Annotated in this window: 12 protein-coding genes; 7 read left to right on the plus strand and 5 right to left on the minus strand. The window is 62.2% G+C overall.

The features are described 5' to 3' along the window. Positions 1 to 27: 27 nt before the first annotated feature. Together ILFOPFJJ_RS24930 and ILFOPFJJ_RS24935 are read right to left on the minus strand one after the other, a co-directional pair. Complete coding sequence (locus ILFOPFJJ_RS24930) at positions 28 to 765, minus strand: LuxR C-terminal-related transcriptional regulator (RefSeq protein ID WP_173513205.1); 738 nt, start codon at positions 763 to 765, stop codon at positions 28 to 30. A gap of 171 nt (positions 766 to 936) precedes the next feature. Beyond that, positions 937 to 3,249: an NADP-dependent malic enzyme gene (locus ILFOPFJJ_RS24935; RefSeq protein ID WP_173513206.1), complete on the minus strand. Its 2,313-nt coding sequence runs from the start codon at positions 3,247 to 3,249 to the stop codon at positions 937 to 939. A 175-nt stretch (positions 3,250 to 3,424) separates the two neighbouring features. Between ILFOPFJJ_RS24935 and ILFOPFJJ_RS24940 the strand changes: the two genes are divergently transcribed. Both ILFOPFJJ_RS24940 and ILFOPFJJ_RS24945 read left to right on the plus strand, forming a co-directional pair. Continuing rightward, entirely contained in the window at positions 3,425 to 4,270 is an 846-nt protein-coding gene (locus ILFOPFJJ_RS24940; protein WP_173513207.1) for a UDP-2,3-diacylglucosamine diphosphatase, read from the plus strand. Between the two features lie 137 nt (positions 4,271 to 4,407). Then, positions 4,408 to 5,628 carry an MFS transporter gene (locus tag ILFOPFJJ_RS24945; protein ID WP_173513208.1) on the plus strand — a complete coding sequence of 407 codons (1,221 nt, stop codon included), beginning with the start codon at positions 4,408 to 4,410 and terminating at the stop codon, positions 5,626 to 5,628. On the opposite strand, the gene dgcA is transcribed toward ILFOPFJJ_RS24945, so the two are convergent. Then, on the minus strand, positions 5,580 to 6,563 hold the full coding sequence (gene dgcA / locus ILFOPFJJ_RS24950) for an N-acetyl-D-Glu racemase DgcA (RefSeq protein WP_173513209.1): 984 nt from the start codon (positions 6,561 to 6,563) through the stop codon (positions 5,580 to 5,582). The genes ILFOPFJJ_RS24945 and dgcA overlap by 49 nt on opposite strands. 203 nt (positions 6,564 to 6,766) lie before the next feature. On the opposite strand from dgcA, the gene ILFOPFJJ_RS24955 reads away from it, so the two are divergent. The 4 genes from ILFOPFJJ_RS24955 (at position 6,767) to ILFOPFJJ_RS24970 (ending at position 10,914) form a co-directional block, all read left to right on the plus strand. Beyond that, positions 6,767 to 7,921 (plus strand): ABC transporter permease, encoded by a 1,155-nt coding sequence (locus ILFOPFJJ_RS24955; RefSeq protein ID WP_173513210.1) that lies wholly within the window; start codon positions 6,767 to 6,769, stop codon positions 7,919 to 7,921. 10 nt (positions 7,922 to 7,931) lie between these two features. Continuing rightward, on the plus strand, positions 7,932 to 8,741 hold the full coding sequence (locus tag ILFOPFJJ_RS24960; protein ID WP_173513211.1) for an ABC transporter ATP-binding protein: 810 nt from the start codon (positions 7,932 to 7,934) through the stop codon (positions 8,739 to 8,741). A gap of 97 nt (positions 8,742 to 8,838) precedes the next feature. Continuing rightward, on the plus strand, positions 8,839 to 10,209 hold the full coding sequence (locus ILFOPFJJ_RS24965) for an MlaD family protein (protein ID WP_173513212.1): 1,371 nt from the start codon (positions 8,839 to 8,841) through the stop codon (positions 10,207 to 10,209). An 87-nt stretch (positions 10,210 to 10,296) separates the two neighbouring features. Beyond that, positions 10,297 to 10,914 carry an ABC-type transport auxiliary lipoprotein family protein gene (locus tag ILFOPFJJ_RS24970; protein ID WP_173513213.1) on the plus strand — a complete coding sequence of 206 codons (618 nt, stop codon included), beginning with the start codon at positions 10,297 to 10,299 and terminating at the stop codon, positions 10,912 to 10,914. 60 nt (positions 10,915 to 10,974) lie between these two features. On the opposite strand, the gene ILFOPFJJ_RS24975 is transcribed toward ILFOPFJJ_RS24970, so the two are convergent. Both ILFOPFJJ_RS24975 and hemF read right to left on the minus strand, forming a co-directional pair. Then, complete coding sequence (locus tag ILFOPFJJ_RS24975) at positions 10,975 to 11,253, minus strand: BON domain-containing protein (RefSeq protein ID WP_173513214.1); 279 nt, start codon at positions 11,251 to 11,253, stop codon at positions 10,975 to 10,977. A 90-nt stretch (positions 11,254 to 11,343) separates the two neighbouring features. Further along, a complete protein-coding gene (gene hemF, locus ILFOPFJJ_RS24980) occupies positions 11,344 to 12,255 on the minus strand; it encodes an oxygen-dependent coproporphyrinogen oxidase (protein ID WP_173513215.1) in 912 nt (303 codons plus the stop codon). 241 nt (positions 12,256 to 12,496) lie between these two features. Here hemF and ILFOPFJJ_RS24985 point away from each other — a divergent pair, with 241 nt between their 5' ends. Further along, positions 12,497 to 12,757, plus strand: coding sequence for a hypothetical protein (locus ILFOPFJJ_RS24985; RefSeq protein WP_173513216.1), 261 nt, complete (start codon positions 12,497 to 12,499; stop codon positions 12,755 to 12,757). The last annotated feature ends 137 nt before the right edge of the window (positions 12,758 to 12,894 follow it).

Genomic DNA, 12,894 nt, shown 5'->3' on the forward strand with positions numbered 1-12,894 from the left:
TGACGGGTAACCGTGTGACCGAACCCGTCAGATCGTGGGGATCAGAGCGTGGCGAACCGCCTGCGCCACGGCCTGTGTATTGGAGACGACGTTCAATTTGCGGCGCGCATTGGTCATGAAGAAGCGGACTGTGCGCTCGGAAATGCCGAGGATCGTGGCGATTTCCCAGTAACTCTTGCCGGCAGCCGACCAGGTCAGCACTTCGGTCTCGCGGCCTGTCAGGCGCATGTCGCGCTCATCGATTGCGCCTGCCATGGCGGCATGTTCCAGCATCGACGCATGGAAGAGGTTGGCGGCCAACTGGAAGTCGCGCAAATGGCAACGCCGGTAGGCGGACCATTCCGCCGGCGACATATTGGCGTTAATTGCGAGGAGCGCCATGCGTCCTGCGGGTGACGGCAGCGGCAGCGCGACGCCCTCGGTCGAAAGGCCGATTTCCTCGGCTGCGTGAAAGAGCGGTTCGCATTCGGGAAAGCGCCGCCGCGCGGTCGTCCATTCGACAGGTCTTACGCCGCCAAGCGCAAGCCGCAGGATTGGGTCGATCCGGTAGAGGCCCTTCGAGAGATAGATCTCAGCGGCATAGGCGCCGAAGGTGTGGTGCAGTCGGCAGACCTTCAGGCCGTCGGCAAGCGGCTCCGCTTCAAGGTATAACAGATGCGCGATCTTGAAGGTCCGGCGCATCAACGCAAAGAATTGCTCCGGTTCGGCGCAGCCCCCGTACTCCACGATGTCCAGTAGATCGAGGACAGCCTGTTGATCAGTCATGCCGCAACACCGAATCTTGTCCTGCAACAAGCATGGTAAGGGGGGCATGCTTTGTCTAGTGTAATATTTCGCAAACGCTGCAACTGCTACCCCCTCCTCAATCCAAGGTTGAATTTCGACTGGAGTAAACGCCGGACCGCCCGATTGGCGGCCCGGCGGAGTATCTGTCCGCTATACCGGATGGCTCGCCTCCACGACCGCAAGTGCGGCCATGTTGACGACGCCGCGCGATGTGACGGACGGCGAAAGAATGTGTGCCGGCAGCGCCGAGCCGAGCAGGATTGGCCCGACATGGAGGCTGTCCGTCATGGTCTTGACCACGCCGAGCGTAATGTTGGCTGCGTCCAGATTCGGGAAGACGAGCAGATTGGCTTCGCCGTTCAGCGTGCTGTCCGGCATCACGCGCTGGCGGAGGATTTCGGAGATCGCCGAGTCGCCATGCATCTCGCCGTCGACTTCGAGGTCGGGCGCGAGTTCACGCACGAGATGCAACGCCTCACGCATTTTCGAGGCGCTTTCGGAATCGCGCGAACCGAAGTTCGAATGTGACACGAGCGCTGCGCGCGGCGTGATGCCGAAGCGGCGGATTTCTCCGGCCGCCATGGCCGTCGTCTGCGCGATCTGCTCGGCGCTCGGGTTGTAGCTCACATAGGTGTCGGTGAAGAAGGTTGCACCGCGCTGCGAGATAAGCAGGCTCAACGCCGAGAAATCGAGAACCCCGGACCGCTTGCCGATGATCTGCGAAACGTCGCGCAGGTGCTTGCTGTAGCGTCCTTCGACGCCGCAGATCAGCGCATCCGCTTCGCCGCGCTTGACCGCAAGGGCGCCGATCACAGTCGTGTTCGTGCGCACGATCGTGCGGGCCGCTTCCGGGATCACCCCGCGGCGACCTACGAGGGCGAAATAGTCGTCGACATAGTCGCGATAGCGCGGGTCTCCCTCGGGATTGACCACCTCGAAATCGACATCCGGACGGATTCGCAGGCCGTAGCGCCGAAGACGCGTCTCGATGATCTGCGGACGGCCGATCAGGATCGGCTTGGCGGTGCCTTCCTCAAGCAGGACCTGGGCGGCACGCAGCACCCGTTCATCCTCACCCTCCGCGAAGATGACGCGGTTCTTCGTAGCGTTCTTGGCCGCCGCGAAGACCGGCTTCATGATGAATCCGGAGCGGAAGACGAAGCGGTTCAATTTATCGAGGTAGGCGTCGAAATCCTGAATGGGGCGGCTCGCGACACCGCTTTCGGCCGCCGCCTTTGCAACAGCCGGAGCGATGCGCAGGATCAGCCGCTGATCGAATGGCGAGGGGATGAGGTAGTCGGGTCCGAAGATCGGCGTTTCGCCCGTATAGGCGCGCGCGGCGACGTCGGAAGGCTCCTCGCGCGCCAGGCCGGCGATTGCCCGAACGGCCGCCATCTTCATCTCTTCATTGATCGTGCGCGCACCGCAATCGAGCGCGCCGCGGAAGATGTGCGGAAAGCAGAGAACGTTGTTGACCTGGTTCGGGAAGTCCGACCGGCCGGTGCAGATCATCGCGTCCGGGCGCGCCGCGCGCGCAACTTCCGGCATGATCTCGGGCGTCGGGTTGGCAAGCGCCATGATCAGCGGCTTCTCGGCCATCTGGGCGAGCAGTTCAGGCTTGAGGACGCCGGCCGCCGAAAGACCGAGGAAGACGTCGGCCCCACCGATGCTGTCGGCGAGCACACGGTTGTCGCTCTCCTGTGCGTAGACGGCCTTCCACTCGTCCATCAGCGCCTCGCGACCCTTGTAGACAAGGCCCTCGATGTCGTGGACCCAGATATTCTCCCGTTTGGCGCCGAGCGTGACGAGCAGGTTGAGGCAGGCGAGCGCCGCCGCGCCCGCACCGGAGGCGACGATCTTCGCTTCGGCAATATCCTTGCCCGCGAGTTCGAGGCCGTTCAGAACGGCGGCGGCGACGATGATCGCGGTTCCATGCTGGTCGTCATGGAAGACCGGTATCTCCATCTTCTCGCGCAGACGCCGCTCCACCTCAAAGCATTCCGGCGCCTTTATGTCCTCGAGATTGATGCCGCCGAAGGTCGGCTCCAAGGCCGAAATGACGTCGACCATGCGCTCGACGCTCGGCGCATCGATCTCGATGTCGAAAACGTCGATGCCGGCGAACTTCTTGAAGAGCACGGCCTTGCCTTCCATGACCGGCTTGGAGGCAAGCGGGCCGATGTTGCCGAGGCCGAGAACGGCCGTGCCGTTGGAAATCACCGCGACGAGATTGGCGCGCGCCGTGAAATCGGCGGCTGTCTCGGGATTGTCCTTGATGGCGAGACAGGGCGCGGCGACGCCGGGCGAGTAGGCCAGCGCCAGATCGCGCTGGTTGCCGAGCGGCTTGGTCGGCTGGATTTCAAGCTTGCCCGGGCGAGGATAGCGGTGGAAGAAAAGTGCCTGCTGGTCGATATCTCCGCTCGCCGGAACCGATTGGGATTTCGCTTTTTCGCCCGTATTCATGCCTTGCATTCCTCTTTCTTGGTCGAGGCCTTTTGGCATGAATTGCGGGCGGCGTACAGTTTTCGCCGCGGTTCTTTTGCGGCGCCCGGATTGTCGCAGCACAGCCCGTGTCATCTTCCTGAAACACGAGTCTGATTTTGACGGGTTCAAAAGGCTCAACCAAGACGAGGCTCGCATGACCGCGGCATCGGTATCCCAACAGAACTCGGTTCGGAAACTGCGGACGCTCTTCATCTCCGACGTCCACCTGGGCTCGAAGGCAGCCAAGACCGACTACCTGCTCGATTTCCTGCGCCATCACGAGGCGGAAACGATCATCCTCGTCGGGGATATCGTCGACGGTTGGCGCCTGAAGCGCAGCTGGTACTGGCCGCAGCCCTGCAATGACGTTGTCCAGAAGCTGTTGCGCAAGGCGCGCAAAGGCTCCCGCATCATCTACATTCCCGGCAATCACGACGAATTCATGCGGGATTTTCCGGGCGTGCATTTCGGCGGCATCGAGGTGGCGCAGCGTCACATGCATAAGGGCGCCGACGGGCGTAACTATCTCGTCCTGCACGGCGACGAATTCGACGTCGTGGTGCGCAATGCGCGCGTGCTCGCCTATCTCGGCGACTGGGCCTACGACATGGCGATCGCCATCAACATCGGACTGGCGGCGATTCGCCGTCGCCTTGGCATGCCCTATTGGTCGTTCTCCTCCTGGGCAAAGCTGCAGGTCAAGCATGCCGTGAATTTCATCGGCGAGTTCCAGAAGGTCGTTGCCGAGGAGGCGCGCCGCCACGACGCACAGGGCGTCATCTGCGGCCATATTCATCACGCGGTGATCGAAGAGATCGGTGACGTCCGCTACATCAACACCGGCGACTGGGTCGAAAGCTGCACGGCGATCGCCGAACATTACGACGGCAGGATGGAGCTTATCACCTGGCACCGGATGGGCGGCGGCCTGGCCGAGGTGGAAAGCTCGAGCGAGGCCGAAAAGATGCTGGCGCAGGTCCTCTCGCCACAGGCCGCCTGACCCTTAGAGGCGCGGGGCCGAATGCGAGGGCAAGTTTTCCCTCGCTTTTTTCCGAGACGCACCTGTGGCGAAAACTAGCTTATGGTGGGCGGCGACGCGGTTGTGCTAGAGATGACCCACAGCCATCAGGTCACTCCATGATTCCCTCATCCGCGCCCCCGAACGTGGGGCCTCCGCCGCGCAAGTTCGCGCTCCGCATAGCGCTGCTTTTTTGTGCGCCGTTGATCGTCAACGGCTTTGCCATGCCGTATTTTCCGGTCTGGCTCAGCACGCTGTCGATGACCGACTTCGAGATTGGCGTCGTTCTCGCCGTCCCGATGTTCATTCGCGTCATCACGGCACCGCTCGCGGGCTTGCTTGCGGATAGGATCGGCGAACGGGTGATCGTGCTGATCTGGTCAGCCGTCCTGTCGCTCGTGACGGCCTTCGTTCTTTTCTATGCGCACAGCTTCTGGCCCGTGCTCATCATCTACGCGCTGCAATCGGCGGTCTATTCGCCCTATGTGCCGATCGTCGAAGCGATCGCGCTTTCGGGCGTGAGGCGTTGGGGCTTCGATTATGCTCACATGCGCGTCTGGGGATCGGTGGCCTTCATCGGTGCGACCATGCTTGGCGGCTGGATGATCGGCAGATTTGGTGGTCCAATGGTGCTGCCGGCGATGGCCGCTGGCTTCGGACTTATGGTCCTGATGGCCCTTTTGGCGCCGCGGGTCGGCCGGCCGCGACGTCCGTCGCCGATCACGGCGCTGACCGAACCACCGCCGCAATCGCTGCGCCAGCCCGACCTGCAACTGCTCCTGATCGGCGTCACGATGGTGAACAGCAGCCATGCGATGCTCTTCGCCTTCTCGGCCATCTATTGGCAGCATATCGGCTACAGCGGCACGCAGATCGGAGCGCTCTGGAGCGCCGGCGTGGCAGCCGAGGTGCTGATGTTCGTTTTCGCCAAGGCCATCATCCGACGCTTCAGCGTCTGGGCGATGATCTTCTCCGGCTGCGGGCTTGCCGTCGTCCGCTGGCTGATCTTCCCGATGGACCTTGGCTTCTCCGGCTATTTCGTCCTCCAGTGTTTCCACGCCTTCACCTATGCGATCATGCATACGGGCATGCAGCACAAGCTGGTGGAGAGGGTCGCGGAAGAGCAGGAGGCTTCCGCCCAAGGCCTCTATTTCTTCTACACCGGCTTCTTCACGGCGATTTTCACGTTCTTGTCCGGTTATTTCTATGCCTGGTTCGGCGTCGACGGCTTCTATTCGATGTCGGCGGTCGCCTTCATCGGCTGCTGTTTCGCCTTTGCCGGCTGGTATCTTCAGCCCCAGAGGTTGGCCTCAGGCGGAAAGACGAGAGAAGCTTCATAGCGCAGGCCAGGCTTGCGATCTTCCGCAAGCAGGAGCGGACCGTCGAGATCGACGAAATCGGCGCCCTGAGCGACGAGCATTGCCGGCGCCATGGCAAGCGAGCTGCCGACCATGCAGCCCACCATGATCTTGAGCCCGAGCGCCTCGGCCGCGGCGCGCATGCGAAGCGCTTCGGTCAATCCGCCTGTCTTGTCGAGCTTGATGTTGACCGCGTCGTAGCGTCCGGCAAGGTTTTTGAGGTCATCGGTCCCATGCACGCTTTCGTCGGCGCAGACCGGAACTGGGCGCGTGATCGAAGCGAGCGCCTGATCCCGGCCTGCCGGCAGCGGCTGCTCGACGAGAGCGATGCCGTTTTCCGCGCAAGCTGCAAAATGGGCGGCGAGATTGTGCTCCGTCCAGCCCTCGTTCGCATCGAGGATGATGCGGCTCTCCGGCGCCCCTTGGCGGACGGCGCGGATGCGCGACGTGTCGTCCGCCGTGCCTACCTTTACCTTCAGCAGCGCGCGATGCGCGTATTTTTGCGCCTGCGCCATCATCTCTTCCGGTTCGCCGAGGGAGAGGGTGTAGGCGGTCGTCAGCGGGACGGGAGCGGAGATCCCGGCCAGTGCATAGGCGGGCGTGCCGCTTTGTTTCGCCTCCAGGTCCCAGAGAGCGCAGTCGACCGCATTGCGGGCGGCCCCGGGCGGCATGTCCTTCTGCAGCTCAGCGCGCGTCAATCCGCTCTCGATCGACGGACGAACCGCCTCGATTGCCGCCAGAACCGATTCGAGCGATTCGCCGTAGCGGGCATAGGGTACGCACTCCCCCCAGCCGCTTACCTCGCCGTCGCTGATCTGGCAGGTGATGACGCTCGCGGTGGTCTTCGAGCCGCGAGAAATCGTGAAAACACCGGCGATCGGAAAGTGTTGGACGGTTGTTGTCAGGAAATGTGGCATTGGATCTTCCCCGCCGGGCCTTATGGATGACATCACAGCCATCACCCGCTATGACGTTCTGCGTTTTAGAAGCGCATTGGACAGTGTATCTTTTCAGCCGCACAAAGGTCGCTGTACGACTTTGAATTTCTGCACGATTTTGTCCTTAAATCGAATCTGGTTTAAGGAATTGTGCAAAGGCCAACCGAGAAGACCAGGATCACGTGACGCGTTCCCCATCCAAGATCGCTGCAGATGTCACGCTCGACGAGGGCGCGAGGGAGCAAGGCAAGCGCTACGTCTTTAGCGGCAACTGGCGGCACGAGACAGCCGAGGCGATGGCCGCGAAGCTGAAGAAGCTTGGGCGTCCTTCCGGCGGGCGATATGAGTTCGATTTTTCGGGCATTACGGCGATGGATACGGCCGGCGCCTGGATCATCCGCCGGTTCATGAACGGCATTGCGGGCGAGGCCGGCGCGGACGTGCATTTCGCGAGCGGCGGCCAGCGTTATGTCGAGCTCGTGCAGGCTCTGCCGGAAAAGTTGCGCTCCCCGGAACGCGACACCACGAGACTTCCGCTTTTCCAGCGACTGTTTGCGCCGATCGGCGAGGTAACCGTGTCTATATGGACCGACACGGTCGCGGCGATGTTCATCCTCGGTTCCGCCGTCCGCGGCGCTCAGTTGAAGCTCGGGCGTCATGCGGGCGTCTCGCCCGCCGCAATCGTCCACCAGATCGACCGCATGGGCGTCATGGCGGTGCCGATCATCACGCTCATGTCGTTTCTGATCGGCGCCATCATTGCCCAGCAGGGCGCCTTCCAGCTCAGGTCCTTCGGCGCCGAGATCTTCGTCGTCGATCTTGTCGGCATCCTGCAGCTGCGCGAAATCGGCGTGCTGCTCACAGCGATCATGATCGCCGGCCGGTCCGGCAGTGCGATCACCGCCGAAATCGGCTCGATGAAGATGCGCGAGGAGGTCGACGCGCTGAAGGTTATGGGCCTCAGCCCCGTCGGCGTTCTGGTGTTCCCGCGCCTGGTGGCGCTCACCATCGTGCTGCCGCTCCTGACGATCATCGCGAATTTCGCGGCCCTGACCGGCGCGGCGCTCGTTGCCTGGAGCTATTCAGGCATCACGATCCCGACGTTCCTGGCGCGGCTGCAGGAAGCTGTCGATTTCTCGTCGGTGGCGGCGGGTATGATCAAGGCGCCCTTCATGGCGCTGATCATCGGTGTGGTGGCGGCTGTAGAAGGCCTCAAGGTCGGCGGCAGCGCGGAGTCGCTTGGGCGGCGTGTGACCTCGTCGGTCGTTAAATCGATCTTCGTCGTCATTCTTATCGACGGGTTGTTCGCCATGTTCTACGCGGCAATCGACTTCTGAGGCAGGCGGCATGGTTGAAGCGGCAATGGAAAAATCGGAGGAAGCGGCGGAGCGGCGCGAAGCCGTGCTTTCCGTTCGTGACCTGACGGTCGGTTTCGGCGATAATATCGTTCTCGACAAACTCAATCTCGAGGTGTTGCGCGGAGAGATCCTCGGCTTCGTCGGGGCTTCCGGTACGGGCAAATCGGTACTGATGCGCACGGTGCTCAGGCTTTTGCCCAAGCGGTCCGGTACGATCGAGATCCTGGGCGCCGAATACGAGAAGATGAGCGAGGCCGACCGCATCGCGCTCGACATGCGCCTCGGCGTGCTGTTTCAGCACGGTGCGCTTTTCTCCGCGCTGACGGTGCGCGAGAATATTCAGGTGCCGATGCGCGAGTATCTCGATCTGCCGCAGGATCTTATGGACGAGCTTGCACGGCTGAAAATCGAGCTGGTGGGCCTCGCGCCGGAAGCGGCGGAAAAGTATCCGTCTGAGCTCTCCGGCGGCATGATCAAGCGCGCGGCACTTGCGCGTGCTCTTGCGCTCGATCCGGATCTCGTCTTTCTCGACGAGCCGACCTCGGGCCTCGATCCGATCGGTGCGGCGGAGTTCGACGAGTTGATTGCCAAGCTGCGCGACACGCTGGGATTGACCGTGTATATGGTGACGCACGATCTGGACAGCCTGTTCTCGGTCTGCGACCGGATTGCGGTTCTCGGGAAGAAACGCGTTCTGGTTTCCGGCACGGTTGAGGATATGCTCGCCTGTGAGGAGCCATGGGTGAAGTCCTATTTCCGTGGCAAGCGGGCGAGGTCGATCGTTCGCGAGCATGAGTGATGCTCGCACGGCGCATGGTGGTGACAAGCTTCGGACAAGCCCGTTTGTCGAAGCAGTATGAATGAGCGGCTTGAAGTCGCGAAGGTAGTCGGAGCCAATGGAAACCAAAGCGAACTATGCCATTGTCGGCTTCTTCACGGTGTTCGTCATCGCGGCCGCATTCGGATTCGTCTACTGGATGTCGCAGTACGGCCGAAGCGGTGAGATGGTCGAGCTCGTGGTCAATATACCGGGCTCGGCCAACGGCCTGTCCGTCGGCTCACCGGTGCGTTTCAACGGCATCAATGTCGGCACCGTGCGCAACCTCGCGATCGACGCGAATGATCCGCGCTTTTCGATTGCCATCACCGAGGTTTCTACGGACGCGCCGGTGCTCAAATCCACCAAGGCTACGCTCGAAGTGCAGGGGCTGACCGGTGCCGCCTATATCGAACTCAGCGGCGGCAACAAGGGCGACGAGAACATCCTGAAGACCGCTATCGAAAAAGGGACGCAGGCGCACATCCTCGCCGACCAATCGAGCGTTACCAGCCTGCTTGCGACCGCGGACCAGATCCTCGACCGGGCGAACAACGCCATTGGCGACATACAGGGCTTCGTCACGGAAGTACGCGGTCCGCTCACCACGACGATCGGCAATGCCGAACGCTTTTCCAAGGCGCTTGCCGACAATTCCGGCGCGATCGACGACTTCCTGAAGAGCGTCGGGGAGCTCTCGACGACGGTCAGCGCCGCGTCCAAGAAGCTCGACACGACGCTTGCCAGCGCCGACGCGTTGATCAAATCGGTGGACCCGAAGAAAATCGATCGCATCGTCAGCAATGTCGAGCAGGTGAGCAACGACCTCAAGGCCGCCTCCGGCGGCGTTTCGGAGACGATCGCCACCTTCAGGCGAACCGTGGAAACCTATCAGGAGGTAGGCAGGAACGCCCAGCAGACGCTGAAGCGCGTCGATACGCTGGTCGCATCGGTCGATACCCAGAAGGTCGAACTGGTCGTCAACGACATCTCGGCCGCCAGCGCCGATGCTCGCAAGACCGTCGCCCAGATATCCGATTTTGCGGAGAAGATTTCCGCACGGCAGGAGGATATCGACCAGACGATTACCGATTTCACGGAGATGTCGAACAAGCTGAACGCGGCGTCGAACCGCGTCGACGGCATTTTGGTCAAAATCGATGGCTTCCTCGGCGATGCGGACGCGCCGTCGCTTTCCGCCCAAGCGCGTTCCACGCTCGAGGCATTCCGCAAGATGGCCGACAGCCTCAACGCACAGATTGGTCCCATTACAGAAAACCTGAGGCGCTTCTCGAATTCGGGGCTGCGGGACGTGGAGGCACTCGTCACCGATACGCGCCGCACGGTGCAGAGCCTGGAGAATACGATTTCAACCTTCGACAAAAACCCGCAAAGACTGCTTTTCGGGGGCGAAACGGTAAAGCAGTATGATGGCCGCACGCGACGGTGATTCGCGCGTTGATCGAACGTTGCAAGCGGCATGCACCCGACGGGTTGGGCTGGAAATTGCGCCGGAGTGGATGGGGATATTGGCAGTATGAATTTGCGGGGGCTGGTAGTTGTGCGTAGGGGGAGGGTGACCCGGTCCGCCGTAATCTTCTCATTGGCAATGGCACTCGCGGGTTGCGGCACGCGCGCAGCCGTCAACGACACGTTCAGTCTCGCATCGTCGCCCGTAGTCCCGGGACAGGCATCGACCAGCAGGCAGATTCTCGTGCCCGAGCCGACCGCGCTCCAGACCCTCAACAACGATCAGATCGTCATCCGGCTATCCAGATCGGAACTGCAATATCTCGCCAGGGCGCAATGGGGCGACCGGCTCCCGAGGATGGTGCAGGACAAGCTCGTCCAGACCTTCGACAACACCGGGAAGGTGGGGGGCGTCGGCAAGCCGGGCCAGGGCCTTGCAATCGACTACCAGCTCATCACGGAGATCCGGTCCTTCGAGATCTCCACAGAAGGGGCGGACACGGCGGTCGTCGAGATCTTCGCCAAGCTGCTCAACGATCGCGACGGCACTGTCCGGACGCAGCGCGCTTTCCGTGCCGGCGTGCCCGTGCGGGGCGCGAACAGCGCAGCCTTCGTCGCCGCCCTCGACGCAGCCTTTGCCCAGGTCGCTGCGGAGATCGTCAGCTGGACGCTCGCGTCCATCTGAACTCCAGTCCACGTCTTCGCCCCTCCGGCAGTTTGGTGATGGCTCGATCCGGGGCGGCGCTTAGCCCGTGCCGCCTTTCGAAAGCTCGATGTGGTTGATCACTTCGGCAACGCCCTCGACCGCCTTTGCCGCTTCCTCTGCGCGGACCATTTCCTCCCTGGTCGCCACCGTTCCGCCGAGCACTGCGGTATTGCCGGTGACAGTGACGGTAACATCAATGGCGTCCAGTCCAGGCGAGACCGCGAGATAATGCGCGACGCGGCGTTCGAGTTCAGCAGGATGCTCGGCCGGTTGTCTCTCCGGCTCGTTGCCGAAGAATGTCCGTTTCTTGAAAATCATGCGCCGATCCTTCTCTCTTGCGGAAAGAACGCCGGCCGCGGAGTTTTGTTCGCTCGGCCTTGTTCGACGCCCGCGGCGCTGCTGTTCGCGTCACGGCCAGCGCACGACCGGGGGCAGGGAGGAGAGAATCGATTCGACGTTCCCGCCGGTCTTGAGGCCGAAAATCGTGCCGCGGTCGTAGAGCAGATTGAATTCGACGTAGCGCCCGCGGCGAACCAGCTGCTCGTCACGATCCTCTTCCGTCCACGGGGCGTTGAAATTTGCCCGGACGATTTTCGGATACACGAGAGCGAAGGCCTTGCCGACATCGCGTGTAAAGGCGAAGTCCGCCTGCCAGCCGCCCAGTTCATCCGGCGAATGCAGCCAATCGTAGAAGATGCCGCCGGTGCCGCGCGGTTCGTTCCTGTGTTTGAGGAAGAAGTACTCGTCGCACCATGCCTTGAACCTCGCGTGATCGGCGACCGTGTGGCGATTGCAGGTGATTTCCATCGCCCGGTGGAAGAGCAGGGTGTCCGGGTCGGTCATGACGCGCCGGCGATCGAGAACGGGCGTGAGGTCGGCGCCGCCGCCGAACCAGTGGCTCGTCGTCACGACCATGCGGGTATTCATGTGCACGGCGGGGACGTTGGGGTTCACCGGATGGGCAATCAGCGAAATGCCGGACGCCCAGAAACGCGGATCCTCGCTGGCGCCGGGGATCTGTTCGCGAAACTCCGGCGAAAACTCGCCGTAGACGGTGGATGTGTGGACGCCGACCTTCTCGAAGACGCGACCCTCCATCATCGACATGCGGCCGCCACCGCCGGCTCCGTCCTCGCGCAGCCAGTCCTTGCCGACGAAGCGGCCCGGCGGCTGGTCGGAAAGCGGTCCGGTCAGTTCATCCTCCAGCGTCTCGAAGGCCGCGCAAATCGTATTGCGTAGGCTTTCGAACCAGGCTTTCGCCTCGGCCTTCTTGTCTTCGATGTCAGCAGGCAGGCCCTGCGGCAATTGCGGTCTTTCCATGGGAATTCATCTTCCATTCGCGGCCTTTCGCGCGGGAAAGCCGCCGATTCGAGTGGTTTCGCCACAGTTCATATTTTTGCCCAGATGGCAACGGCGCGACCTTACCAACAGACTAGCGCAGGAATAGGCCGAGATTAGAAACGATCTCGCCAATCCGGGTCGCCCGCGGCGTAGGACGGCTTCCGACGAGGGCTGGCAATCGCGCGGCAGTCATCCTATCTTCCCTGTAGAGGTATGGCCCATGGCAAAAATACCCGCAGGACCGCCGCTTGAAGGTTTGCGGCGTCAGATTGCCCGGCACCGCCGGGAGAACCCCACGCGGAGCGACAGGCTCTTCGTGCGAGAGACGTTCAGGCTCGAGCGAAGCGCCGCTCGCGCCAAGGCGCGCGAATGGTTCGAGACCTGGCCAAAGGCGGCCTACTGGACCGAGGTGGAAAGCTGGCGCCAGCTCGACGGCGATGAGATCGAGTTCACCATGCGCCGGCTGCCAAGCGCGGACTGATCGCCACCGAACTTCGCTTGGCATTTACGATGCCTCCGGCGGTTTTCATTTGCATGCCACGACCGCTGTGCGCCCGCGAAAATAAGCGGCACCCCGGGGAAACATGATCGCCACAGCGCAACCTTCGCGCTACAAGT

This window comes from Sinorhizobium psoraleae (assembly GCF_013283645.1).
Lineage (GTDB): Bacteria > Pseudomonadota > Alphaproteobacteria > Rhizobiales > Rhizobiaceae > Sinorhizobium > Sinorhizobium psoraleae.

Coding starts and splice junctions, on each gene's coding strand:
- ILFOPFJJ_RS24930 (WP_173513205.1), bottom strand. CDS start 765: ATGACTGATCAACAGGCTGTCCTCGATCTACTGGACATCGTGGAGTAC.
- ILFOPFJJ_RS24935 (WP_173513206.1), bottom strand. CDS start 3,249: ATGAATACGGGCGAAAAAGCGAAATCCCAATCGGTTCCGGCGAGCGGA.
- ILFOPFJJ_RS24940 (WP_173513207.1), top strand. CDS start 3,425: ATGACCGCGGCATCGGTATCCCAACAGAACTCGGTTCGGAAACTGCGG.
- ILFOPFJJ_RS24945 (WP_173513208.1), top strand. CDS start 4,408: ATGATTCCCTCATCCGCGCCCCCGAACGTGGGGCCTCCGCCGCGCAAG.
- dgcA (WP_173513209.1), bottom strand. CDS start 6,563: ATGCCACATTTCCTGACAACAACCGTCCAACACTTTCCGATCGCCGGT.
- ILFOPFJJ_RS24960 (WP_173513211.1), top strand. CDS start 7,932: ATGGTTGAAGCGGCAATGGAAAAATCGGAGGAAGCGGCGGAGCGGCGC.
- ILFOPFJJ_RS24965 (WP_173513212.1), top strand. CDS start 8,839: ATGGAAACCAAAGCGAACTATGCCATTGTCGGCTTCTTCACGGTGTTC.
- ILFOPFJJ_RS24970 (WP_173513213.1), top strand. CDS start 10,297: ATGAATTTGCGGGGGCTGGTAGTTGTGCGTAGGGGGAGGGTGACCCGG.
- ILFOPFJJ_RS24975 (WP_173513214.1), bottom strand. CDS start 11,253: ATGATTTTCAAGAAACGGACATTCTTCGGCAACGAGCCGGAGAGACAA.
- hemF (WP_173513215.1), bottom strand. CDS start 12,255: ATGGAAAGACCGCAATTGCCGCAGGGCCTGCCTGCTGACATCGAAGAC.
- ILFOPFJJ_RS24985 (WP_173513216.1), top strand. CDS start 12,497: ATGGCAAAAATACCCGCAGGACCGCCGCTTGAAGGTTTGCGGCGTCAG.